Annotated in this window: 24 protein-coding genes and 1 pseudogene; all 25 read left to right on the top strand. The window is 73.7% G+C overall.

Annotation, left to right across the window (positions count from 1 at the left end; all coding sequences use genetic code 11):
- Window positions 1–122: 122 nt before the first annotated feature.
- The 25 genes and pseudogenes from ABD371_RS24225 (at window position 123) to ABD371_RS24340 (ending at window position 22575) form a co-directional block, all read left to right on the top strand.
- Window positions 123–1697, top strand: a complete 1575-nt coding sequence (locus tag ABD371_RS24225; protein ID WP_344480110.1) for a sensor histidine kinase — start codon at window positions 123–125, stop codon at window positions 1695–1697.
- 47 nt (window positions 1698–1744) lie between these two features.
- Window positions 1745–2200: a roadblock/LC7 domain-containing protein gene (locus ABD371_RS24230; RefSeq protein WP_344480113.1), complete on the top strand. Its 456-nt coding sequence runs from the start codon at window positions 1745–1747 to the stop codon at window positions 2198–2200.
- Window positions 2190–2573: a DUF742 domain-containing protein gene (locus tag ABD371_RS24235; protein ID WP_344480116.1), complete on the top strand. Its 384-nt coding sequence runs from the start codon at window positions 2190–2192 to the stop codon at window positions 2571–2573. Before ABD371_RS24230 ends, ABD371_RS24235 begins: the two co-directional genes overlap by 11 nt.
- A complete protein-coding gene (locus ABD371_RS24240) occupies window positions 2563–3174 on the top strand; it encodes a GTP-binding protein (RefSeq protein ID WP_344480119.1) in 612 nt (203 codons plus the stop codon). The genes ABD371_RS24235 and ABD371_RS24240 overlap by 11 nt, the downstream gene beginning before the upstream one ends.
- Complete coding sequence (locus ABD371_RS24245) at window positions 3171–3731, top strand: GAF domain-containing protein (protein WP_344480121.1); 561 nt, start codon at window positions 3171–3173, stop codon at window positions 3729–3731. The genes ABD371_RS24240 and ABD371_RS24245 overlap by 4 nt, the downstream gene beginning before the upstream one ends.
- Window positions 3732–3770: 39 nt before the next feature.
- A complete protein-coding gene (locus ABD371_RS24250) occupies window positions 3771–4958 on the top strand; it encodes an acyl-CoA dehydrogenase family protein (protein ID WP_344480124.1) in 1188 nt (395 codons plus the stop codon).
- A 40-nt stretch (window positions 4959–4998) separates the two neighbouring features.
- Entirely contained in the window at window positions 4999–5481 is a 483-nt protein-coding gene (locus ABD371_RS24255; RefSeq protein ID WP_344480127.1) for a LuxR C-terminal-related transcriptional regulator, read from the top strand.
- Between the two features lie 48 nt (window positions 5482–5529).
- Window positions 5530–6213: a hypothetical protein gene (locus tag ABD371_RS24260; protein WP_344480130.1), complete on the top strand. Its 684-nt coding sequence runs from the start codon at window positions 5530–5532 to the stop codon at window positions 6211–6213.
- Entirely contained in the window at window positions 6210–6557 is a 348-nt protein-coding gene (locus ABD371_RS24265) for a hypothetical protein (protein ID WP_344480133.1), read from the top strand. Before ABD371_RS24260 ends, ABD371_RS24265 begins: the two co-directional genes overlap by 4 nt.
- Window positions 6558–6597: 40 nt before the next feature.
- Complete coding sequence (locus ABD371_RS24270; protein WP_344480136.1) at window positions 6598–7050, top strand: hypothetical protein; 453 nt, start codon at window positions 6598–6600, stop codon at window positions 7048–7050.
- Entirely contained in the window at window positions 7047–8228 is a 1182-nt protein-coding gene (locus ABD371_RS24275; protein ID WP_344480139.1) for a GntR family transcriptional regulator, read from the top strand. Before ABD371_RS24270 ends, ABD371_RS24275 begins: the two co-directional genes overlap by 4 nt.
- Window positions 8225–8659, top strand: coding sequence for an NUDIX hydrolase (locus ABD371_RS24280; RefSeq protein WP_344480142.1), 435 nt, complete (start codon window positions 8225–8227; stop codon window positions 8657–8659). The genes ABD371_RS24275 and ABD371_RS24280 overlap by 4 nt, the downstream gene beginning before the upstream one ends.
- Before the next feature lie 281 nt (window positions 8660–8940).
- Window positions 8941–9312 (top strand): annotated as a pseudogene (locus tag ABD371_RS35880) (NUDIX domain-containing protein); the annotation flags it as partial.
- A gap of 696 nt (window positions 9313–10008) precedes the next feature.
- Window positions 10009–10494 carry a hypothetical protein gene (locus tag ABD371_RS24285; protein ID WP_344480145.1) on the top strand — a complete coding sequence of 162 codons (486 nt, stop codon included), beginning with the start codon at window positions 10009–10011 and terminating at the stop codon, window positions 10492–10494.
- A gap of 131 nt (window positions 10495–10625) precedes the next feature.
- A complete protein-coding gene (locus ABD371_RS24290) occupies window positions 10626–11339 on the top strand; it encodes a helix-turn-helix transcriptional regulator (protein WP_344480515.1) in 714 nt (237 codons plus the stop codon).
- 110 nt (window positions 11340–11449) lie between these two features.
- Window positions 11450–12202, top strand: coding sequence for a hypothetical protein (locus ABD371_RS24295; protein ID WP_344480147.1), 753 nt, complete (start codon window positions 11450–11452; stop codon window positions 12200–12202).
- Window positions 12203–12329: 127 nt separating this feature from the next.
- Window positions 12330–12821 carry a hypothetical protein gene (locus ABD371_RS24300; RefSeq protein WP_344480150.1) on the top strand — a complete coding sequence of 164 codons (492 nt, stop codon included), beginning with the start codon at window positions 12330–12332 and terminating at the stop codon, window positions 12819–12821.
- Window positions 12822–12922: 101 nt separating this feature from the next.
- Complete coding sequence (locus ABD371_RS24305) at window positions 12923–14107, top strand: PIN domain-containing protein (RefSeq protein WP_344480153.1); 1185 nt, start codon at window positions 12923–12925, stop codon at window positions 14105–14107.
- Window positions 14104–14814, top strand: coding sequence for a hypothetical protein (locus ABD371_RS24310; RefSeq protein ID WP_344480156.1), 711 nt, complete (start codon window positions 14104–14106; stop codon window positions 14812–14814). The genes ABD371_RS24305 and ABD371_RS24310 overlap by 4 nt, the downstream gene beginning before the upstream one ends.
- A 69-nt stretch (window positions 14815–14883) precedes the next feature.
- Window positions 14884–16767, top strand: a complete 1884-nt coding sequence (locus ABD371_RS24315; protein WP_344480159.1) for a glycoside hydrolase family 15 protein — start codon at window positions 14884–14886, stop codon at window positions 16765–16767.
- A gap of 68 nt (window positions 16768–16835) precedes the next feature.
- Window positions 16836–17828 (top strand): DUF6624 domain-containing protein, encoded by a 993-nt coding sequence (locus ABD371_RS24320; protein ID WP_344480161.1) that lies wholly within the window; start codon window positions 16836–16838, stop codon window positions 17826–17828.
- Window positions 17825–19111, top strand: coding sequence for a hypothetical protein (locus ABD371_RS24325; RefSeq protein WP_344480163.1), 1287 nt, complete (start codon window positions 17825–17827; stop codon window positions 19109–19111). Before ABD371_RS24320 ends, ABD371_RS24325 begins: the two co-directional genes overlap by 4 nt.
- Window positions 19108–19980 carry an exonuclease/endonuclease/phosphatase family protein gene (locus ABD371_RS24330; protein ID WP_344480166.1) on the top strand — a complete coding sequence of 291 codons (873 nt, stop codon included), beginning with the start codon at window positions 19108–19110 and terminating at the stop codon, window positions 19978–19980. Before ABD371_RS24325 ends, ABD371_RS24330 begins: the two co-directional genes overlap by 4 nt.
- Before the next feature lie 44 nt (window positions 19981–20024).
- Window positions 20025–21362, top strand: a complete 1338-nt coding sequence (locus tag ABD371_RS24335; protein ID WP_344480169.1) for a hypothetical protein — start codon at window positions 20025–20027, stop codon at window positions 21360–21362.
- A gap of 316 nt (window positions 21363–21678) precedes the next feature.
- Complete coding sequence (locus tag ABD371_RS24340) at window positions 21679–22575, top strand: inosamine-phosphate amidinotransferase 1 (protein WP_344480172.1); 897 nt, start codon at window positions 21679–21681, stop codon at window positions 22573–22575.
- Window positions 22576–23007: the final 432 nt, after the last annotated feature.

The raw sequence follows: 23007 nt of genomic DNA on the forward strand, positions 1-23007 counted from the left end.
CTGCATGTCGGCGCCGCACTCTCCCGGCCGCTGCGGGGCTTCGGGACCCCGCGGCGGCCGGTCCGCCCACCCTCCTGCCCAACAGTCATCCGATTCACGATGTTTGCGACGTTTGAGGATTCATGAAGTCGTATCTGTTCTTACGCAGAGGACCGCGCCGCAGGCGCGAGAGCGCGTCGCCGTCGGTCGCCCGCGACCTGGCCGGGTGGCGGTCGCGGCTGCGCCGCCGGTACCTCGCCGTGACGCTGGCCGGGGCGGCGGTTCCCTCGGCGGTGTGGGCGGCCGTCGAGACGGTCCGGGCGGTGTCGTCGGCCTGGCCGGTGTCCGGGGCGGTGGTGGCAGGCGCCGCCGTCGTTGCGGTGGGGCACCGGTGGGCGGGCCGCGACGCCGCGTGTGTGGCCGCAGGGCTCGCGACCGACCGTGCCGCCGCGGGGGAGGAGGCTCAGGAGCTGCGCCGTCAGATGGCCCTCGTGCACGAGTGGATGACCTGGTACGCCTCGGCGCTCATCCAGGGGCACCGAGACATCGCGGTCGCGCTGGGCGCGCCGGCCCCCAGTCCCGGGGAGCTCGCCGCGCCCGCGCCGGCCGACGCGTTCACCGGCTTCGACCACGCGCTGGCCACCGTGCTGGGAGAGGCGGTCGAGGCCGTCGCACGGGCCCGGACGCAGGGAGCGGTCGAGGGCGAGAAGGCCCTGATCCAGAGCATCGCACCGAGGCTGCACGCCCTGATCTCCAAGGCGCTGGCGGAACTGGATTCGCTGGAGGCCAAGCTGGACGGGCCCGAGATGCGGATGGCCTACCGGGTCGACCACCACAACACCCGGGTGCGGCACTACATCGAGAGCCTGCTGGTGCTGAGCGGGACCCCGTTCGCGTCCAGCCGCGAGCCGGTCCTGCTGTCCACGGTGCTGCGGTCCGCCATCGCGGAGACGGAGTCCTTCCAGCGCGCGACCCCGTCCTGGCCGCGCGAGGAGCTGTGGCTCGTCCCGTGGGCGGGCCCCGGCATCACGCACTTGCTGGCGGCCCTCATCGACAACGCCATGCGCTACAGCAACGACGAGGTGCGGGTCGATTCCCGGTGGGACGGCGGTGCGCTGCTCATCACCGTGGAGGACCGCGGGCTGCCCATGACCGAGCAGGCCCTGGCGGAGGCGAACGCCCTGCTGGCGTCTCCCGACCAGGCGGTCGAACGGGAGCGGCTCCACCGCGGGCTGATCGGGCTGCCCGTGGTCGCCCGGCTCGCCGATTCGTACAGGCTGCGGGTCGAACTGTCCGCGAATCCCTCGCCGGAGGAGGGCCACACCGCCTCGGTGTGGCTGCCGAGGGAGCTGATCACCACCGCGCCCGAAGCCCCGCCGGCCCCGCGCCGCAGTGCGCACCGACCGGCTCCGCGCCCGCTCGCCCCCGCCCCGGACGCCGGCGGCGTCGTCGCGGACCGCGAGCGCCCGGCCCTGCCGCACCGCACCCCGGCAACGGCGCCCGCGCCCGGGGAGGCGGAGCCGGGCGAGAACTCCCCGGGCGGGGACCGGCCCCGGCTTCCGCGCCGCGCCCGCCCCCTACCCGCACCCGAGCCGGAACCCATCGAGCCGTCCACCGCGCCCCCGAGTGCACCGGCGACGCCGCAGCTCGTGCACGCCTTCCGTGCCGGGGCCCGCCGTGCCACCGGCACCGGCAGCGGCGCGCAGCATCCGGGCTGACCCCGATCTCTTTCCTCTCACCTCACGCCCTGATCGAAGGAGTCTTCATGACCAGCGAGAGCATCAACCCGAACCGGCTGACCGGCCTGGGGTGGCTGCTGGACAACCTCGCCGAGCAGGTGGGACACCACACCCGCGCGGTGCTGGCGTCCCTCGACGGCATCACCCGCTCTTCCAGCGGTCTGAGCATGGACGACGCCCAGCGGATCGGGGCTCTGGGCTCGTCGTTCCATGCCTCCAGCCGCAGTGCCGCCGGGGTGCTGGGCGCGGACAACTCGGAGACCGCCGTGCGGCAGTTCTTCCTGGAGCACAGCGAGTTCCTGCTGTTCGTGATGAGCGCCGGGAGCGGGACGCTGCTGACGGTGATCACCGACACCGAGGCCAACGCCGGGACGGTCGGACACGAGATGGGCCTGATCGGCAAGCGGCTCGGCGAGCAGCTGGCCACCCCCAGCCGTGCGCCGCTGGCTGCCGGTGAAAGGGGAGTGACCCATGAGCGGTGAATCCCCGTGGGTCGCCGACCCCAAGGTCCGTCTCTACGCCCTCACCCGCGGCCGGACGGTTCCGCACCTGCCGCTGCGGATGGAATCCCAGGTGGAGGCGGTGCCCGGCCACGGCGACGAGGTCCGGGTTCCCGAGGAGCAGGAGCTCGTCGCGCTCACCCGGGGGGCCGCCCGGTCCGTCGTCGAGCTGGCCGGCACCGTGTCCCTGCCCACCAACGTGGTCAAGGTCCTCCTCGCGGATCTGGTGCAGCAGGGCGTGCTGCGTATGGTCCATCTCCACGACGAGGCCGAGGACGGTCTGATGGTGCTCGACGCCGTCCTGGCCGGGCTCCGCAAGGACGGCGTGAAAGCGGGGGCGGGCCATGGCCGGTGAGCCCACCTCCCCGGCGCGCGCGGTGATGAAGATCCTCGTCACCGGCGGGTTCGGAGCGGGCAAGACGGCCCTGATCGCCGCGGTCAGCGAGATCACCCCGGTGACGACCGAGGCGCCCGTCACCGAGGCGAGCGCCGGCACCGACTCCCTGAACGGCCGCGAGACCAAGGCCACGACGACCGTGTCGTTCGACTTCGGCCGCCGCACCTACCCCGCACCGTCCATGACGGTGGAGCTGTTCCTGTTCGGCACCCCCGGGCAGAAGCGGTTCGAGCTTCTGTGGGAGGAACTCGCCCGCGGCGCGGTCGGCGCCGTCGTCCTCGTCGACACCCGCCACCTCGAAGACGCCTTCACCCCGCTCGACTTCACCGAACGGCACCGGCTGCCGGTCGTGATAGCCGTCAACGAATTCGCCCAGGACCCCCACCGGTACACGGCCGGCGAGGTCCGCGACGCCCTCGGCGTCCCTCCGGACGTTCCGGTGGTGACGTGCGACGCCCGCGACCCCGACTCCGCCCGGAACGTCCTGGCCACGCTCCTCATCCGCGTCCGCTCCCAGACGCACCCGTCCACCCCGTCCGCATCAGGAGCGCTCCTGTGACCTCCCCGCTCGACCCGATCCCCCTCCCGCCCGGCCTGCGGGCCGCGGAACCCGACACCGCCGCGTACGAAGCCGCCGTACGCGAGCAGCGCCTCGCCGACTTCGGGATCACCGACGCCCCGCGCCCCGACCTCGACGAGGCCGCCGCCGCTCTGGGCCGTGCCGCCGGCGCCGCCTACGCCATGGTCAACCGGATCGGGGAGCGCCAGACGTTCATCGGCCTCTACCGGGCCGAGGACCGTCCCGATCTGCCGATCGTGACCCGGACGATGACCCTGGAGGAGGGCTACTGCCCTTCCCTCCTGCGCCGCTCCAAGAACCTCGTCCTGCCCGACGTGTACGCGATTGCCCGGTTCAAGTCCAACCCGGTCGTGGACCAGATCGGCATCCGGGCCTACGCGGGCGCCCGGATCACCGACCCCCGCGACGGCCTGGTCCTGGGCACCGTCTGCCTGGTCGACACCCGGCCCCGGCCCGAGTCCACCGAGAACGAACTCGCCGCGCTCATCACGGAGCACTGCGCCGGGATCCTCCCGCTGCTCCGGCTCTCCCGCTGACCACCATCCGCCGTACGCCCTGTCCTGGAGAGGAAGCCGATGCCCGACAGACACCCCGAGCTGCGTGCCGCCGTCCGCGCCTTCGCCGAAGCCGAGATCGCCCCCCGGATACCCCACATGGAGGCGAGCGGGGCAATCGAGGACGGCCTGGTGCGCGAGATGGCCCGCCAGGGCTGGATCGGCGTCACCATCCCCGCCGCCTACGGAGGAATGGGCGCCGGCCACGAAGCCAAGACGGCCCTCGTCGACGAACTCTCACGGGTGAGCGCCGCGATGGGGGCCGCGGTCCAGGCGTCCATCCTCGGCACGGCGAAGATCGACCACTTCGGGACCGAGGAGCAGCGCGAGGAGTGGCTGCCGCAGGTCGCCGACGGCAGTGTGCTGCCGACGATCGCCGTCACCGAGGCCGCCTCGGGCGGACACGTCCTGGGCATGGCCTCAACAGGCCGCCGCAAAGGCAGGGGGTGGATCCTGGACGGGCGGAAGGTGTTCGTCGGCAACAGCCACATCGGGGGCCTGCACGGGGTGGTGGTCCGCACCGGCGACGGCGCGCGCGGGCTGACCGCCTTCCTCGTCGAGCACGACCGCAAGGGCGTCTCGCTCGCACCGCACGAACCCCGCGTCGGGCTCCGCGGGTTCTCCTTCGGTGAGCTGATCCTCGACGGCGTCCGCGTCCCCGAAAGCCACCGCGTCGGCGAAGTCGGGGAAGGGCTCGCCGTCGCCTACTCCAGCTCGGTGCTGTACGGGAGGCTCAACCTCGCGGCGGTCGCGCTGGGGATCCACCGCGCCGTCCTCGGCCAGACTGTGGATTTTGTCTCCGGCCGTCCGCGGATCGCCGGCGAAGGCGTTGTCCGCGACCGGCTCGGCCAGATCGCCGCGGACCTGCGGGTGGCCGAGCTCGCCGTCTACCACGCCGCCCGCCGCCTCGACCGCGCCGAGCCCTGCGACATGGACCTCATCACCGCGAAACTCCAGGCGGTCGAAGCCGTCCGCCGCGCCACCGACCTCGGGATGCAGACCCACGGCGCCGCAGGGCTGCTCACCAGCATGCCGATGGAGCGCTACCTCCGCGACGCCCTGTGCGTCGAACCCCCCGCCGGCACCTCGGACATCCAGCGCCACCGCCTCGCCGAGGAAGCGCTCGATCCCAGCCGTCACGTCCAGTGGTCGCAGCGGTTCGCCCGGCCCCTCACACCGCCGTCCGTCGCGCTGGCCCACTCCGCCTGATCTCCCATTCCCTGCCCTGCCCAGATGGGAACCAACTGCCATGGACCGACCGCTGCGCCCGCCGTCCGCTCCCGCGCGCCCCACCCCGCTGACCCCGGCGGAGATCTCCGCCCTGATGAGAGTCGCGAGCGGCCTCAGCGCCAAGGAGGCAGCCGTCGAGCTGGGCGTCAAGGTCCTCACCGTCCACGCGCACATGCGGACCGCGGGCAACAAGCTCTATGCCGCGTCCGCGCCCACCAAAGTCCACAACGCCTACCTGAACGGGCAACTGCCCGCCCCGGAACCGGTCGAGCCACCCGAAGGACTCACGGACGAGGACCGGCAGCTGATCCGTGCGGTCGCCACCTGTGCCCTGATGCCGGATGTGGCCGAAGCGGCCGGTCTGCTCCCGGGCGAGGTCTCTGCCCGGCTCAAGGACCTCATGTCGCGGACCGGCGCCCGGTCCCACCCGCATCTGGTTCATCTGGGATTCGCCTACCGCATCCTGCACCCCGCCTCCGAACCCGGACCGGGCACCGCCTGACCACACCGACCAGCAGACCGCACTACATGAAGGGGAGCAGGGCAAGCAATGGAACTGTTCCGTTCGGGCCGGGCCGGACGCCCGCCCGGGCCGCAGAGCGGGCGCCGGTACGACGGCAACGAGGTGGACACCTTCCGGACGGCCACCGCCGGCGCGCTCACTCCTGCCCCGGAGCCCGGAGCGGCGGGACGGACACTCTGGGATTCGGCGGGAGCACTCGGGACGTCGTACGGAGACGCCCGCTACCGCGCCGTCCAGACGCTCTGTCCCGACCTGGCCCCGACCGGCATCACCACCGCCTCCCGGCTCCCGCCGATCCGCCCCGTGACCGTGGCCGTGACGCGCGGCCCGGTCACGGCCGAACATGTGCCCGTCCCGGCGGGCAGACCCTGGAAACCCACCGGCGCGCACGAGGCGGCGGCCCGCGCGATCCTCAGCCATCTCGCCAACCGCCAAGCCGCCACGCCAGGGCGGCATCCGCTACCGGACCTCGACGCGGCACTGCGGGAACTGCGGCAACGGGCCGCCTCACGCCCCCGCGTGCACCTGGCGGCCGTCCTGCCGCTGCACACCCGCACCGCCGCCCCGAACCCGATCCCGCGCGCTGCGCGGAGAGGAACCACCGTGCCCACCACTCCAGCGGCCCGGCCCCAGCCGGCCCCCGTACCCCCGCAATCCACTGTGCGCCCACAGCCCGACCTCGCCCGCCGCCCGCAGGGGCGGGGCCGGTGAGCGACACCCGCGAACCCGCCTCCCGCCCGGGGCGGCCACCGGCCTCGTTCGCTCACGCCGCACTGACCGCGGCCGGTGCCCTCACCCTGGGCACGCTGCATCTGATCGCCGCGACCGCGCTGCTCACGGCCGTCCTCGCGGAGCCCGGCACGGCACCGGACAGCCATCTCGCCACCCGGCAAACGGTCACCCTGCACGTCCTGGTCACCGTCGGCACCGAGGCGTTCGCGGTGACGCTCACCGCCGCGCTCGCGGCCGGGATGCGGATGCCGCGCTGGTGGCTGGGCGGACCGGCCCTCCTGATCATCGCGGCCGTCGCCGTCCAGCTCCTCCACGCACCCTGACCACCCCGCCCCGCCAAACCCTCTTCTCCCTGGAACCCGTATGCCCGCACTGCTCGTCCCGCCCGCACCGTTACCCGATGCCCTGCCGCCCGATGCCGCCGTACGGGAGGCCCTCCAGCACCTGACTGCCACCTCCGGGCCCGTGCCGGTGGGCCCCGAGTGGGAGGCGGTGCTGCTGCCCGCGGACCTGGCCCGCCGCGCCGTGGACGATCTCGCCCGCCGCGCGGCGCCGCTGGGGGCCGTGTTCACCGACGGCCCGGTGTGGGGGTTCGTGGTGCCGCCCCGCTCCGGCACACCGGTCTGGCCCGACGGCGCCGACTACCGGGCGGCCGGGACCCGGGTCACCCTCCCCGCACCGGCTGCCCGTGTCGCTACCGGTGCCACTGCCGGGTGCTGGGTCCGCCGGCCGTTCCCGGGCCGGATCCTCACCGCGCCCCTGCTGCCGCACCAGCTCGCCACCGCCCTCTCCACCGAGCCGGAGGCCGCCGCATGACCGGCGTCACGCCCTCCGTTCTGGTGCTGGACACGCAGACCCGGAAGGTGCTCCGGGCCGACTTCTCCCGGGCCGGGCGGCTGCCCCAGCCCGGCCGCACCTCGCCACCCGTGCTCGCCCGGAACGCCGCCGTCCTCACCGCGCGCCTGCGGCACTGGGTCCCGGTGGCCCGCGCCTGCCGCCACACCGAGACAAGTTCCCCGACCGCGACCGCCCGGTGGAACACCCTGCTGGCCGAAGCGGACCGCGCGCCGGATCCCATCCCGACCACCGAGTGCGTGATCCGCCTCGCCACCGCGCTGCGAGAACTCCTGCGCGCGATCACCCTCACCACCGTGCCCGGGCCCACGATCGCCGACGTGACCGGACACCTCACCGCCGGGATCACCTCCGGCCGGTACCCGGCCGGGGCCGCGCTCTCCCCCAAGCAGCTCACCACCGAACTCGGCGTGGCGCGCGGCCGCGTCCAGGACGCTCTCGACGACCTCACCGCCACCAGGAAGCTGGAGATGCGCGGCACGCGGTACTTCGTCCCCGCCACACACGACACCCTCTCCGCCCAGGCCCGCTACCTCGCCGGCCGGATCCGCGCGCAGATCGCCGCCGGCCTCCACCAGCCCGGTGGCCGGCTGCCTGCCGCCGATGTCCTCACCCGGCTGTTCGTCTGCCAGAAGCCTCCCGTCACCGCCGCCCTGCACCTCCTCGCCGACGCCCGCCTGCTCGACCTCCCGGTCTCGGGCCGGGCCGAGATCCTGCCCGCCGCCCGCGCCCTGCCCCCGGGCCCGCGAGCCGACCCGCTCCCGCCCGGCACCCCGTACCCCACCGTCCCGGTCACGGACCGGCTGCTCCACACCGTCCGCCAGCAGTGGCTGCGCCGCACCCCCGTCACCGACGAGGACGTGCACACGCAGTGGCTCCAGCTCCGGACCATCGCCTCCGCCTTCGCACCGGCCGACCGCCGGGCCGCGAACGGGACGCGCGCCGGCCACAGCATCCGGGTGCTCACGGAACTGGCCGGGGCGGCGCTGCCGGAGGTGGTGTGGCTGCGGCCGTGGCATCTGGCGGTCCTCGCCGCCGCCCTCCGCACAGCCCGGTCTCCCGCTCCGGCCCCGCACCCCGGGGCCGCGCCTGTCCCGGCCCACGGTTCCCCCTCCCGCACGACAGGAGCGCTCTCATGACCACCACCCCCGGCTCCGGCCCCGAACCTGCCGCGCCGTCCGGGCCGTCGGGGCCGGTCCGTGTCGTCGCCGTCATCAGCGGCCGCGGACAGACCCTGGTGATCCGGCCGCGCACCACCACGGGCGGGCCGCGCTGGCGCTTTCCCAGTGGTGAGACCGAGCCGGGCGAGAGTCTGGAGCAGAGCGCCGTGCGCGCGGCCCGGGAGGAGACCGGTCTCACCGTCACCGCGGGCGAGCGGCTCGGCAAGCGGATCCGCACGGGCCGGCACCTCACCTACATCGCCTGTACCCCGGCGGGCGGTACCGCGTACCGGGCCTCCCCCCGGGAGATCGCCGAGGTCGCGTGGATATCGAGGGAGCCAGCCGTGCTCGACAGCTACCTGCCCGGCCTCCACGAACCCGTCCGCGACCACCTCGTGAGCGGGCCGTAACCACTGGAAGCTCACCGACACGGAGCGGGACGGCTGCGGCGACACAGACCCCGCCCTGGGCCCCGGCTTGGGCCCGCGCCGTCCGAGCACTCGCCGAAGGCCGTGCCCACGCCATCGCCGCCGTCAGCCAGGTCACCGTCAGCGCCCACACCGCCCTCTGCAACCAGCAGCTGGACCGCATCCAGGCCGCCGGCGGCGGGCTCTACCTGGCCGGTCCCGAAACCCAGCTCTGACCACACCGGATGCCCGCCGCCCTCAGCCATCGGAGACGAACCGCCGCTATGCCCACCGCGCCAACGAACACAGCACTGCCCCGCACGGCTCCGCTGCCGCGGACGCCGTGCGACGCCGCTGCGGTCATCAGCCATCAGGACCGGGTGCTGCTCGTCCTGCGCCGCCTGCCCAGGGGTAAGCAGGTGTGGCAGTTCCCCACCGTGCCCGTCGGGGACGGGGAGCAGTTGGCGGAGGCGGCGGTGCGCGGAGTACGGGAGGTGACCGGGGTCGACGCGGTCGCCGTCCGGGTGCTCGGTGACCGTACCGGGCCCGGGACCCCGGAGCGTCCCGTCCATGTGGGGTGCGCGCTCGCGTCGGGCAGCCGTGCCGCGTACACCGCCGACCCGCGCAAGATCGCCGGGGCAGCCTGGATCGCCCACACCGACCTTGCCGGGTACCTGGCGGACCCTGTCACCAGACCCGTACGGCGCTACCTCGGCCTGGACCAGGGGCGAACAGCGCATGCTGCCCGGCCCGGCGGGACCCCGCCCTCCCCTTCCCGCCCGCCCACCCGGGCCCGCACCCCCAATACCGGCGAGCGGGCGGGCGGTCCCGGCCCTGTTCCTGCCGTCCGGCGGAGACCTGGGGCTGGCGGTGCTCCGGCACACGGCTGCCGGGGGGAGTCTGTGGGAGGCGGCCCGCGCCCTGGGAACGGGCTACTGGGACGTGCGGGACACGCTGCTCCGGACAGCCCTCGGTCTGTGCCCGGAACTGCCCCTGGCGGGTCCATTTCCGGTGCCGCGGTGGCTCGTCCGCCCCGTGACCCGCGCGGTCGCCCGGGGGCTGATCACCACGGAGCACGTCCCCTCGCCCTCCGATGCTGCGGGCCCGCTGGTCCTGGACGGCACGGACCGGCTGCTGGCCGAGCTCGTGACCGGCGGGCTGCCCGACTTCCAGATCGCCCGCCGACTTGGCCACACCGCCGACGAGACCACGGACGCGGTACGCACCCTTCAACGCCGGGCCGCCGCCCTGCACCGGGCGCACCTCGCCGCCGTGCTTCTCCTCCACGTCCCTTCACTGTCCTCTTCCGATCCGGCTGTTCGCCCGCAGCCCTCGCACCGGCAGGAACCCCGATGCCCCGCAGCCGAACCGGCCTCTCCGCCGCCCGCCCCGTCTATACCCGTGCCACTGCCGGGGAGCTGCTGATGACCCTGGCGGCGGGTATGACGACGACCGAGGCGGCGAACTACCTGCGGATCCCGGTCGGCGACGTGAAGGTGCTCCTCACCAAGGCCGCCGCCCGGTACGGGGTCCGTGCCCGGCCCGCGCTGGTGCACGCCGCGATCACCGCCGGGGACCTCACCGCCCCCGCGTCGCCCGCACGTGGCGGGAACCGGCCGGTGTTCAGCGGGAGCGAGGTGCTCCTGCGGCATGCGCTCGCGACCCGCTCCGAGACCCCGGCCATCGCCCGGGCCGCCGGGCTCGACCCGCGCGATCTCCCGTCCCTGACCGGTCGGCTCCGCGTACGGGCCGGGGCCCGTACCAACGCCCAGCTCGTCGCCCTCGGGCACACCCTGAACGTCCTGATCACCCGACCAGCCCCGGAGCCGGCGCGATGAGCCATCCCGCCGAACGCTCGGTTTCCCCTGCCCTCCTCGGGGCGCCGAACGACCGCCAGCGGGATCCGGCCACCCGTACCCGGCCCGCCCCCGGCACCACACCCCCGACGCCGACCGTCAGGACCGTGTTCATGCCCCAACCGGCCGACCCGACCACCGAATCCAGCCCGCCCGACACCGGACCACCGCAGCGCCGTCAGCCGACAGGGACGGAGAACCTCATCACGGTGGAGATCCGCGCCGACGACCTGGTGTCGCAGACCGGGATGACCAGCCTGCTGCGCTCCAGCCCCAAGATCCGGATCCAGAACAAATCGGACGGCCCGGCTGCTGTGATCGTGCTGGTCGTCGACGCACTGGACGACGCCAGGCTGGATGCGCTGCGCACGATCCGGCGTACCACGTCAGCTCATCTGATGCTGGTGGTGACGCATCTTGAGGCCCACCAGATCGCGGAAGCGGCCGAGTGTGGCGTTCTCGGGATTCTGCGGCGCGGACAGATCACCTCGCACCACCAACTGGTGGATGCCGTGAAGACGGTCGGGGCGGGGCTGGGCTATCTGCCTGCGGATCTACAGGGGGCCCTGCTGGGCCAGATCGGACGTCTGTACCAGAGCCACCGCCAGTCGGAAGCCCTGACGGTGTTCGCCCTGATGAAACTGAGCCATCGGGAGCAGGAGGTCCTGCGGGACCTGTCGCACGGGCACGAAATCACCGAAATAGCCGAACGCCAGAACTTCTCCGTGCGCACGGTCAAGTACACGCTCCACGGCGTAACAGGGCGGTATCAGCTCCGGAACCGTACGCACGCCGTCGGCATGGCCCTGCGGAAAGGGCTGATCTGATGCCGCCCGCCACCCCCACCGTCCGTCGGACCGGCGGCACCCGGCCGGAGCCGCGCCGCCGTCCCACCGCGGATCGCTCCGCACGTCCGTCCCCCATGAGGAGCATCCCGATGACCACGCCCGCACCCGGGCCGGATCCGGCCGACCACGAGACCCCTTGCCGAGCCCTCCTCGACGCGCTGAACGTCCGGCAGTGGAGCCCGATGCCACGCCATCACCACGACGCCAGTCAGAGTGACGAGACGCTCGTCATCACCCTGACCCGGGCGAGCGGCACCCTTGCCGGCATCCCTCTGGACGACTTCGCCGAGCCCCGGGCCGGCACGCTCGAAGAGGCGCTGCGACAGCGGGGCATAGAGGTACGGGTCGACATTGGCGGGCCGTTCGTGCGGGGCCCCCGTTTCACGCTGACACGCTCGGAGGCGATGACACGGCTCGCGGGCCTGGTGTGGTCGCAGATGCCGCAGGAGCATCAGACCGCGGTCGAGCTCCGGGCCGCGCTCTGCTCGATCCGCCGCCGTCCGTTCCTGTTCAGGTCCGTGCCGCTGCCCCGCGTGTGCGACGGGCAGGTCGAGATCGGTCCCCTGACCGTCCCCCAGGCCATCGCCCTCCAGCGCACGCTCGGCGGCCCTGCGTTCCGCTACACGGACTGGCGCCGGCTGGACGAGCTGCGGCGGCTGGTCCAGAGCCGGGTGCGGCGGGTGATGCCCGGCGTCGCCGTCACCGCCACACCCGGGTGCGCCCGGCACGCCTGCCCGGACGAGATCCGCATCGGGCCCGCCCCGCTCGACCACATCCGCGCCCTGACCGACCGCCTCACCACCGCACCCACCCGTGCGAAGCGGCGCGGGGGTTCACGGTGACCGCCCAACTGGCGCTCGTTCACGCCAACGACGCGGACGGTACTGGGCGGAGCCTGCGACGCCTCCCCTCCCCTCCTCTCCACCCCACTGCCGCCGGCCGCGGCGGACATTGAAACGGACCCCTCTCATGACACGAACCGTTGTCCTTCACCCCGGCATCCGGGCGCACCTCGCCCGCCTCGGCGGCATCATCCCGGACATCTACGCCCGCAAGCACCAGACCGTCATCACGCCGTCCGGGCGCCGTCCGGTCCCCCTGCCCGTCCGGGCTCTCATGGCCGTCACCTGGCCCGACGGCCACACCCTGCGCACCGTCGCCGGGGACCTGTACGACGGCGAGGACGTCATCGAGCTGCCGTGCCGCAACCGTGCCCCGCAGGAAGTCCCGGGCGGGGGCGCGTGGATGACCGTCGGCCACGACCACGCCGGGGGGTACTGGCTCGTCGATCTCGACCAGCCACCCCTGCCCGATCCGGTACTGGTCCGCACCGGTGCCCCCGGCCGCAGGGGCACCGGCGAGCTGGTGCGGATGCCGCTGTCCCGGCTCCTCACCCACCTCACGGCCCACGGCAGCCCGTGGCCCGACGGCGTCCCCGCCCCGGCACCGGTCCCGGCATGAACAGCGGCGTCCCCCACGGGCCGACACCGCCCTGCCACACCCCGCCCGCCCTGCACGCCGCCCGACCCACCCGGCACCGGCCCCGACCTCTGGATCCTGCGATGCCCCAGCCGACCGCCGCACACGAAGTAACCGGCGTCACCGCGCTTTTCGCGCTCCGCCAGGCACTGACCGTGCGCCTGCTCAACCCCGTCGAACTGGGCCGGCAGGACGGCGCCGTGTACACGGTGGCGTTCGCCACCTCGACCCCGTATGTCCTCGCCGGTATCCCCGTAGATCCGGCGCGGCAGTTCACCGCGGATCAGGCCCGCGCCCTCGAATCGGCCCTGCGCGAGCGGCGGATCACCGCCCGCGTCACCGTCCCGGAGGACGTGTTCCGCCAGGCCAGGATCTCCCTGCCCACCACCGAAGACGTCAGGGCGCTGACGGCCCTGGTGTGGCGGGAGATGCCCGACGCCCACCGCGCCGCGCACGAGCTGCGCACCGTCCTGCTCCGGCTCGGCGAACTCCACCGCTGCCCCATGCGCTCCGTCCTCCCCCGGGCCGACGGCGGCCGCGTCGCGATCGGCAACCTCACCGTCCCCCAGACACTGTTCGTGCTGCGCCTGCTGGGCACCCCCACCGCGCACTTCCGCCAGAACAACCCGCGGCATCTCGACCAGCTCGCCGGCCTGCTGCGCTACCGGCTGAGCAAGGCCGCGCCGGGCATCCAGGTGACCGCGGACCCGGCATGCAGCACCTGCCAGGACTCCCGGGGACACGAGATCACCCTCGGCGAGGCCCTCCCGCAGCAGGCCCGCACCCTCGCCGAACGCCTCGTCAAAGGCCCACCGCCCACCCCGCTCCAGAGCCCCGGCACACGAACCCCCGCCGGACACCGACGGACACCGGCCCCGCGTACGGCACCCCGGCCGGACCCCCTCTCCGTCGCCGTCCGCGCCGTCCTCACCACCGCCGGGTGGACCGAGTCCGGGACCGCCCGCGCCAGGGGCCTGACAATGGAGTTCGGCACCGGCCCCGCCCGCATCCGCCTCACCTGCAACACTGGCACAGGAATCCACAGCCTCACCCTCCCCGGGCCCGCCTCCTCAGATGGCGCAATCCCGGGCAGCCGCCAGGTCACCGTTCCGTGCGGCGACCACCCCCTGCCGCTGCTGAGCCTGCTCATGGACCACCAGAGCACCCTCCCCGCGACCATGGACGGGTTCCTCGAAGCCGTCACCGTCGCGTACCCCGGCGCCACCGTCCAGACAGACGGCTCCGAAGTACCGGGGAAGCCGTCGTGAGCGCGCGCAGGCCCGCAGTAGCCGTCTACGCCTGCGCCAGCAACGGCGACGGTCTGCACACGCCGACCGATCTGGTCCAGGAGGCCGCACGGCGCCGGTACCGGGTCCTCGGAGCGGTCGCCGACACCGGCACCGGTCTCCCTCTCGACCGGCGGTCCGGCTGGGAGCGGCTGAGGCCCCTGCTCGGCTGCGGCCGGCTGCTCGTCGCCTCGGCCGGCGAACTGGCCCCGGACGCCCAGCTCCAGCCGGTACTGCGGCTGCTGAAGGCGAGTGCGGTCGTGGTGGAGGAGACCCGGTCGCCCCGTCCCCGCCGGCCGAGAACACCGCGGCACGAACCGCCGAGGACGGCCGGTCCGCTGTGCCATGTCACCTTTCCCGCCGCCCCGGCCCAGCTGGAGCCCGCCCCGGAGGTCACCCGCGGCTTCCTCACCTGGGGTACTCCGTCCCGGCAGGGCACCGCGCTGGTGGAGGCAGTGGAAGAAGCGGTCGGCCAGGCGATCACCCACCCGCCCTCCCCAGAGGCCCCGGTCGCCGTGACCCTCGCCACCCGGGCAGGCGTGATCCACACCGATGTCGCCGGGCACTTCGCCCGCCCCCTGTCCGTGCCCCGCACCATCCGGATCCCCGGGGCCCTGCGCCAGCACTACGAACTCGGTCCCGGCCGGACCCTGACCGTCCGAATGCAGTTCCCCGCCACCCGCGACTGAACCACCCGCCCCGGCCCGCCCCTTCAGACACCGTTTCCGTCGTCACCACCGTCAAGGAAGAACCCGCGCATGTCTCGCATCGAGGACCACGCCCTGATCGGCGACCTCCAGACCGCCGCCCTGGTCGACCGGAACGGCACCGCTGACTGGCTGTGCCTGCCCCGCTTCGACTCGGCTGCCATGTTCACCCGCCTCCTCGGCGGGCCCGAGCACGGCCACTGGACCATCACCCCCGCGCCGGCCCCCGATGCCGGTGACACGGACCCGCCCCAGGCCGTACGGCGCCGCTACCGGGGCAACTCCCTGATCCTGGAGACGGAATGGGACACCCCGGACGGCACGGTCCGGGTGACCGACTTCATGCCCTCCACGGTCGGTGTCCGCGGCGACGCCCCGCGACTGGTCCGGATCGTCGAGGGTGTCCACGGCCGGGTGCCCGTCCGCTCCGTACTGCGCCCGCGCCCCGGCTACGGCACGGTCGTGCCCTGGATCCGCGCCGAGGGCGACCGGTTCGCGGCCCTCGCCGGCCCCGACGCGCTGTGGCTGGACGCAGAACCCCCCACCACCGACGAGAACTCCACCCTCGTCTCGGAGTTCACGGTCGCCGCCGGGGACCGGGTCGCCTTCACCCTCGCCTGGCACCCCTCCCACGCGGGCATCCCGCCGCTGCCCGACCCCCGCGCCGACCTCACCGCCACCGCCGCCTACTGGAAGGACTGGACGGCTCGCTGTACGTACACGGGTCCGGACCGGGACGCGGTGGTCCGGTCCCTGATCACCCTCAAGGCCCTCACCTACGCCCCCACCGGCGCGATGGTCGCCGCCCCGACCACCTCTCTGCCGGAGGAGATCGGCGGCACCCGCAACTGGGACTACCGCTACTGCTGGCTGCGCGACAGCGCTCTCGCCGTCACCACCCTCGCCCGGAACGGATACCTGGACGAGGCACGGGCGTGGCGCGCCTGGCTGGTGCGCACCGTCGGGGGCGACCTGGACAGGCTCCAGATCATGTACGGCATCGCGGGCGAACGGGACCTGGCCGAGCGGGAGCTGGCGCATCTGCCCGGCTACGAGAACTCCCGCCCCGTCCGCGTCGGCAACGGCGCCGCCGCACAACTCCAGCTTGATGTCTTCGGCGAGGTGATCGACGCGCTCGATACCGCTCGCCGCCACGGTCTGGAGCCCTGCCCGCGCGCGGCCGCGCTCCAGGTCCGGCTTGTCGAGCTGCTGGAGCGGCGGTGGCGTGAGCCGGACGAGGGGATCTGGGAGGTCCGTGGTCCGCGCCGTCACTTCGTCCACTCGAAGGTCATGGCCTGGGTCGCCTTCGACCGGGTGATCCGGCTGATCGAGTCCGGCGACGCCACTGGCCCGGCCGAGCGGTGGCGGGGGCTGCGGGACGAGATCCACCGCGAGGTGTGCGAACGGGGCTTCGACTCCGTACGGGGGACGTTCACGCAGTCCTACGGTTCCGCCGAGCTCGACGCCGCCCTCCTCCTCATCCCTGTCGTGGGGTTCCTCCCGCCCGGCGACCCGCGCGTGACCGGCACCGTGGAGGCCGTCCGGCGGGAGCTGTCCACGCCCGACGGTTTCGTCCTGCGCTACCCCACCGCCGGGCCCGGTGCGGGTGTCGACGGTCTGGCGGGCGAGGAGGGCGCCTTCCTCGCCTGCTCGTTCTGGATGGCCGACGCGCTGGCTCTCACCGGCCGGCCGGACGAAGCCCGCGAACTGTTCGAGAAGCTCCTCGCGCTACGCAACGACGTCGGGCTCCTCGCCGAGGAATGGGGCCCCCAACGGCGGCGGCAGGTCGGGAACTTCCCGCAGGGCTTTTCGCACTGGGCGCTGGTCGACAGTGCCGTCGCGCTCGCTCGGGGCACGGGGGCGTTCGTCCCCGGCCAGCGCGCCCACCTCCCGTCCGCAGTCCAGCGGTCGCTCCGGCCGGCGGTGGTCGCATGACCGGGACCCGCACGACACCCCCCGGTGCCGCACCGACCCCACCCACCGGAGCAGCGACCGGAGCGACTGTGGGGTCCGAACCAGGTGCTGCTCTCGCCGAGCCTGTTCTCGCGCCGGATCAGGCCGCCGTCCTGGCCATGACCGGCTGGGGCGTCGCCCATGAGGACATGGCCCGCGCGCACGACTGGACCCCGGCTCAGGTGACGAACCTCGTGGAGGAAGCGGTGTGGGCCCTGGGTGCCCAGAGCCCGGCGGAGGCGGTGCACATCGCGTACGAGCGCGGAATTGTGCCGAGACCGACCCGGCGTCTGGACACTGGCGGGTGGAGTCCGCTGGACCTGCGGATCTGGCAGGCGCTCACCGTCCACCCGGACGTGAGCCGGATCGCGAAGGCACTCGGCCGCGGCGAGGCCGCCGTGGCCGAGACCATCGACTCCCTGCTCGGCCGGACCGGCGCCCGGACGCCGGCGCATCTGGTGACCTGCGGGCACGCCCTCGGAATACTGGGCCGGCCGGACCTACATGATCCGGACACCGATCTGGCCACCCCCACCCACCCCGACCTCGCGCGGGACCTGGTCCAGCGGGCGACGAGCGCCCAGCCGGGGTGGACCGCCCTGCTGACGGACGAGATGTCCGCGACGCAGCGGGCCGCTCTGCGGGAGACCGACCGCGTCAACACCGCCTGGCTCCTGGGCGTTGTGGACCGCCACGGCTGGCCCGGCGACCATCTGGTCGGCCGTACCGGATCCCGCGCGGCCTGGCTCCTGGCCCTCCACGCCCCCTCGACCAGGGAACAATGCTTCCTGCTCACCGCGATGGCCGTCGCCGCCGGCCACGGCCAGGCCGACCGCGCGCAGTGGGCGCGGCTCTACGACCAGGTGTGTGTGGCCACGGGGCAGCCTCAGCTCTTCATGACCTATCCCGCCCCCGACCACGCGCGCCACCTGACACCGGTGCCGGAGCTGCTCAACGCGCGCCGGGCGGCGGCCGGTCTTCCGCTGGAGCCGTCGTTTCCGAGCGCGTACGCGCACCCCGATGCCGAGGTGATGGTCCGGTGACCGCGCACCCCACCGGCACGCAGCCGGGCCCGGAGACCGCCGGGAGTCGTGCCCCGGTTGTCCTGACGCTGGGCGACGGCATGCCGCACCGCCACCCGGGCACCCTGGTCCTCGGCGCGTCGCTGCGCCAGCGGCGTCTGGCCCGGCGGCTCTCCGCGGGCGACGTCGCCCGTAGGGTCGGGGGCGGGCTGAGGGGCGGGCGGCTGGAGCGCATGGAAGCCGGGCACGCCCCGCTCTCCGTCGCCGCGGCGCTCGCCGTCGCCCGCGCGGTCGGGATCGGCGACAAGGCCCGGCTCGCCGTCGTGGCGGACCTCGCGGAGTACAGCGAGCCGTCGTTCACCGACGGCCGCCCGGGGGCACGGGAGCGGCTTCTTGGGGTGGAGGCCATCGCCGCGGAGATCGTCGCGGTCGCCCTGGGACCGTTGTGGCCCGCGCAGTGGGCGTGGGACCCTCCGGTTCCCCCGTCCGCCGGGCGGCCCGAACCCCGGCCCTGGCCGGACGCGCTGACGACGCTGGTCCTCCAGGACCGGCTGCTCGACCAGCGGCTCGGCTGCCCCGCGCTGGCCGCGATGCGGCTCACCGCGCTCGCCGACCGCGCCGAGGCCACCGCCCTCGATGTCCGCATCGCACCTTTCCTCAGCCGGGAACTGACCCATCTGGCGAGCGCCCTGGGCGCACTGGGCTCCCGCATCACCCTGACCGGCGGTCGGACCCTGTACGTGACCGAGGGGTACGACCCCGTCTACCGCGCCCCCGGGAGCACGACGCGCGCCGCGATGAACGACCTTCTCGACGCCACGGTCCGGGGCCCGGACGCCGTCGCCGCGCTGCGGGCCGCCGCGCAGGAGCACACTGCCGCGGCCTGTGAGCGTGCCGGCATCGGGCTGGCGGTGGCGGGCTGCCGGTGCCCCGCCACCCCGGATGCCCCGCGCGGCCGGCCGGCGAAGGAGACGGTGGTCGCCGTCGTCCGGCACATGCACGACGTGCTGCTGGTTCCGGGCCCGCAGGGACTTCGCCCGCCGCTGACCGTGCGCACCGAACGGGAGACCGTGGCCCAGGCCGCCGCCCGCGCGGTGTGGGAGCAGACCGGGTACGCCGCGGTCGTCACCCACCACCTCGACACCCCGGCGGGTACGCCCCGTCATGTCCTGTGCACCGTGCCCGGCGCACAGGAGCAGCACAACCTCGGAGCGGAATGGGCGCCGGCCGACGCAGCGCCGGGCCTGCCGCCGCTTCCCCCGGCCGGATACGACTACGACGAGCACGGCGGAGGCGGAACATGAACGAAACCGGCAGCCCGATCACCCTCTACGCCTGGAACCTGCTGCTCGGCGGAATCGACGAGGACGGTGAGCAGCGGCGCCTGGCGCAGATCGACCGGATCACCTCCTGGGAGCCGGACTTGCTGTGGGTCACGGAAGCGACCGGGTGGCACCTCCACGGGGAGAGGCGCTTCAGGGAACTGGCCGAGGCCACGGGCATGGAGTACCTGAGGCCCGTCCCCTCCTACATCGGCGACGGTCACAACCAGAGCGCGTTGTTCCACCGGCCGACGCGCGTGCACGCGGTGGCAGGGCCGCCGGGTGCGGTCGGCGCGTTCCACCACGGTCTGATGCGGGCGGTGTGCACCACCGCGGACGGGCGGAGGTTTCTGGTGCTGGGGACGCACCTCGCCCACAGCTCCGGCGAACGGCGGCTGGAGGAGGCGCACCACCTGTCCGACTACGGGTCCGCGTTCGGACCGTGGCCGTCGGACGCACTGCTCGTCGGGGACATGAACGTCCCCGCCCCTGGTGACACCGAACCGGAGGACTGGGACGCGATCCCCCGCAATCTGCATCACCGCTACCGGGAGATCCTTCCCGGCGGTCGCTTCGGCGGCTACGACCGCCGGGCCGTCGACCTGCTGATCGCCTCAGGGTGGCGGGACGCCCAGGACGAGGTGCCCGGCCCTGTCCGGGCGCCCACCACCGGCCACTGGTACGACAACGAAAAGGTCCCCATGCGCCTGGACCAGGCGTACGCCACCGGCCGGATCCGGGTTCTGGACTACCGGACCCTCGTCGACGACGAGCTGGACCGGCTGTCCGACCACCGGCCCATCACGGTGACCTTCACCCTGCCCCAGACGCGCGCCGCCACCGCGGCCTGACCGGCTGCACCCCCTGTTCACGAACCACCGAGGAGAACAACGCGATGGACCACAGCACCGTCACGACCGGTGCCCGCGCGGGCGATGCGCTCGCCGCTGCCTACGCGGAGCTGGAACCGACGCCGCGACGGGTGTACCGGATCCTCGGGACGCTGCCCGTTCCGGTGCTCGACGCGGATCTCGCCGCCGCGGCGTGCGCCCTCCCCTGGGCCGAGGCCGACTGGACTCTCCAGATACTCGACGAGGAGCAGCTGGTCGAACGCGTCGGGCATCTCGCGGGCGATGAGGACCGGTTACCGCTGTACCGGTTCGGCGAGGCGGCCCTGGCCCATGCTGCGGTCCTGTCCCACGGGGAGGAGGTCGTGGCTCTGGACCGGCTGGCCGTATGGATCCTTGTCTGCGCCCGCGCCGTCCAGCGCGAACTCGCCCCCCACCAGGAGCAGCCCACCCTGCCGCCGCCCGGTGCGCATCCGGGCGGAGCCGGGCTGGAGTTCCCGTTCCGCCCGACCGACCACGCCGCGATGCTGGAGTGGCTGGAGCACCAGGGGACCAACAACCTGCTTCCGTTGTTGACGGCGCTGGGGGAGCGGGGCCGGTCCGATCTCATCTGGCGCACTGTTGACGGCTGGTGGCCGCTGTTCCAGCGGCGGCGCCCGCATTCGCTGTGGGTAGGCGTGCACCGGGTTGGGCTGGTCGCCGCCCGCGCGGACGGCGACCGTGCGGGTGAGCGGCGGATGCTGCTGTCCGGCGCGATCGGTCTGCTGGACGCCGGGCAGCATGGGGAGGCCGCCGAATGGAACACGGCGGCGGTGGAAGGCGCGCGGGCCGAGAGGGATGTGCGCGACGAAGGGCAGGCCCTTCACGGGCTCGCCCTGGGCTGTCTGGCCGAACAGCGGCCCGAGGACGCCACGGCGCTCGTCGCCCAGGCCATGGCACGGTGGGAGTCGTGCGGCTACCGGCGCGGGGAGGCGCTCGCCCAGATCACGCTGGCCCAGTGCGTGATGAACGACCGGCCGCAGCAGGCGATCGACCTGCTGACCTGCGCCCGCACCACCCTGCGCGACGAGAGCGGGCCCGATCACCACCTGATACGGGCGCTCGCGATCCGCGGCCACGCTCATCTCCTCGCGGGCGACCCGGCCGCCGCGGCCGGCGACCTGAAGCGCGCCCGGGACGAGTTCCCCGAGGACGACACCTCCCCGTGGCCCGCCCGGACCCAGACCCTGCTCACCCAGGCCCGGACAGTGCAGCAGGAACACCCCACAGCGCGAGCGGCGGCCACCCCGTCCCGGACCGCGCCGACGGACCGGAGCGGACCGGCCGATGACCGCCTCCACCAGCACGATCACCAGAACCCCGGCGGGCGGTCCGCTCCGGCATGACCGGGCCTTCCTCACCTACTGCACGGGGAGTCCACCTCGTGGGCGGGCTCGGCCCTGCACACTATCGCCCTCCCGGTGATCCCCGGCCCCGACAGCCACCTGCCCTGATGAATCCCCGCAGCCCCGGCCCGGACACCAGCTCCCAGGCGCACCGGGCCGACGATGAACGCCCCCACAACCCCGGGCGCAGCTGATGCGGCCGACACACGCTCGGCGGCAACTTGCCGTACTGCCGCTGTGGGGGCCTCATGTCCGCTTCCGGGCCCGGTCACCGGCCCGTCGCTCCCCATCACCATCGAGGAGACACCACACCACCATGAGCTCGCTCCGTCTTCCCGTATCCGCCTTCGACGAGTGGACCCAGCTCCGCGAGGTCGTGGTCGGGCACACCCGGCACTATCCGGTCCCCACCGCCGCAACGGGGACGGGCAGGGCCCGTCTGCCGGCCGACCGGCGGACGGCCGACGAACTGGGCGAGGACCTGCGCGCTCTGGGCCATGCCCTGAGCGACTGCGGGGTGACCGTCGTGCGGCCGGCGGCCCCGCGCCAGGAGACAGGTCCCCTCTCCTCGTACTGGAACCCCCGCGCGACCCCGCCCGTCAGCATCCGCGACGCGATGCTCGTTCTCGGGACCACCATCGTGGAAAGCTCGCCCCACGTGCGCGCCCGGGACGACGAGGGCGACCCGTACCTGACAGACCTCGTCTACGACTATTACGCGGCCGGCTCGCCATGGCTGAGCATGCCGCTCCCCGTCAATGGCTCCCAGTTCATACGCCTGGGCCACGACATCCTGGCGACCGCGACCGGCCACCACCACGCCCGCACCCTGCGCTGGCTCCAACGCAACACCAGCGGCCTGCGGTTCCACCCCATCACCACGGACAGCCCCCTCGACAGCGTCGTACTGCCGCTGCGCCCCGGGCTGATGCTGCTGCGCTCCCTGCGGTATCTCCCCTGCCTGCCGCAGGCCATGCGGTCCTGGGACGTGCTCCACCCGCCGCCGTCCATGACAGGGCCCTTTCCCGTGCTGTCGGTCAACGAACACACGGTCATCGCCGCCGCACACCACCGCGAACTGATCACCCTGCTGGAGAAACAACGAGGGCTCACGGTCCTTCCGGTCCGCCACCGGCACCACAGGTTCGGGGACTTGCGCTGCCTCACCCTCGACACCATCCGCACCGGCGGCCGCGAGGACTACCTGACCTGACACCCGCACCCAGCCCCCACACCACCACCCGCCGGCCCGGTGCGATCTGCGGGTATGGCACACCGCCCGCCTCGCCAGCGCCGCCGCTGGCCTCCTCGACCTCACCCCGCACCCGCTGAACGACCGTCCACACGAGAGGAGGACTCCGATGCCGCCGAGCGAGCGTCATCCGGCTCAACACCGGCCGCGCCCGCCGGGTATTCGGCGAACGGCCCGCAACGCGGCACCGGCGCAGCACTGCCCGGGGTAGCCCCTGACGCACGGCCGGTTGACCGCCGGCTCACCCCCCAACGCCACCACCGCCAGGGCGGCCTGTTCGACGCCGGACCGGCCGCCGACCGGGCCGCCACCCATCCCGGCCCGTTGTTTCCCCGCTAGATCCCGGTTTCTCGCACAACGGAGTGCCTCTCTTGCTCCGGAGACCGCAGAAGG

Source organism: Streptomyces amakusaensis, from assembly GCF_039532665.1.
GTDB classification, from domain to species: Bacteria; Actinomycetota; Actinomycetes; order Streptomycetales; family Streptomycetaceae; genus Streptomyces; species Streptomyces amakusaensis.

What these genes read in the sequence shown, in the direction of transcription:
- ABD371_RS24225 (WP_344480110.1), top strand. Translation starts at nt 123, where the DNA reads ATGAAGTCGTATCTGTTCTTACGCAGAGGACCGCGCCGCAGGCGCGAG.
- ABD371_RS24230 (WP_344480113.1), top strand. Translation starts at nt 1,745, where the DNA reads ATGACCAGCGAGAGCATCAACCCGAACCGGCTGACCGGCCTGGGGTGG.
- ABD371_RS24235 (WP_344480116.1), top strand. Translation starts at nt 2,190, where the DNA reads ATGAGCGGTGAATCCCCGTGGGTCGCCGACCCCAAGGTCCGTCTCTAC.
- ABD371_RS24240 (WP_344480119.1), top strand. Translation starts at nt 2,563, where the DNA reads ATGGCCGGTGAGCCCACCTCCCCGGCGCGCGCGGTGATGAAGATCCTC.
- ABD371_RS24250 (WP_344480124.1), top strand. Translation starts at nt 3,771, where the DNA reads ATGCCCGACAGACACCCCGAGCTGCGTGCCGCCGTCCGCGCCTTCGCC.
- ABD371_RS24255 (WP_344480127.1), top strand. Translation starts at nt 4,999, where the DNA reads ATGGACCGACCGCTGCGCCCGCCGTCCGCTCCCGCGCGCCCCACCCCG.
- ABD371_RS24260 (WP_344480130.1), top strand. Translation starts at nt 5,530, where the DNA reads ATGGAACTGTTCCGTTCGGGCCGGGCCGGACGCCCGCCCGGGCCGCAG.
- ABD371_RS24270 (WP_344480136.1), top strand. Translation starts at nt 6,598, where the DNA reads ATGCCCGCACTGCTCGTCCCGCCCGCACCGTTACCCGATGCCCTGCCG.
- ABD371_RS24275 (WP_344480139.1), top strand. Translation starts at nt 7,047, where the DNA reads ATGACCGGCGTCACGCCCTCCGTTCTGGTGCTGGACACGCAGACCCGG.
- ABD371_RS24280 (WP_344480142.1), top strand. Translation starts at nt 8,225, where the DNA reads ATGACCACCACCCCCGGCTCCGGCCCCGAACCTGCCGCGCCGTCCGGG.
- ABD371_RS24285 (WP_344480145.1), top strand. Translation starts at nt 10,009, where the DNA reads ATGCCCCGCAGCCGAACCGGCCTCTCCGCCGCCCGCCCCGTCTATACC.
- ABD371_RS24290 (WP_344480515.1), top strand. Translation starts at nt 10,626, where the DNA reads ATGCCCCAACCGGCCGACCCGACCACCGAATCCAGCCCGCCCGACACC.
- ABD371_RS24295 (WP_344480147.1), top strand. Translation starts at nt 11,450, where the DNA reads ATGACCACGCCCGCACCCGGGCCGGATCCGGCCGACCACGAGACCCCT.
- ABD371_RS24300 (WP_344480150.1), top strand. Translation starts at nt 12,330, where the DNA reads ATGACACGAACCGTTGTCCTTCACCCCGGCATCCGGGCGCACCTCGCC.
- ABD371_RS24305 (WP_344480153.1), top strand. Translation starts at nt 12,923, where the DNA reads ATGCCCCAGCCGACCGCCGCACACGAAGTAACCGGCGTCACCGCGCTT.
- ABD371_RS24315 (WP_344480159.1), top strand. Translation starts at nt 14,884, where the DNA reads ATGTCTCGCATCGAGGACCACGCCCTGATCGGCGACCTCCAGACCGCC.
- ABD371_RS24330 (WP_344480166.1), top strand. Translation starts at nt 19,108, where the DNA reads ATGAACGAAACCGGCAGCCCGATCACCCTCTACGCCTGGAACCTGCTG.
- ABD371_RS24335 (WP_344480169.1), top strand. Translation starts at nt 20,025, where the DNA reads ATGGACCACAGCACCGTCACGACCGGTGCCCGCGCGGGCGATGCGCTC.
- ABD371_RS24340 (WP_344480172.1), top strand. Translation starts at nt 21,679, where the DNA reads ATGAGCTCGCTCCGTCTTCCCGTATCCGCCTTCGACGAGTGGACCCAG.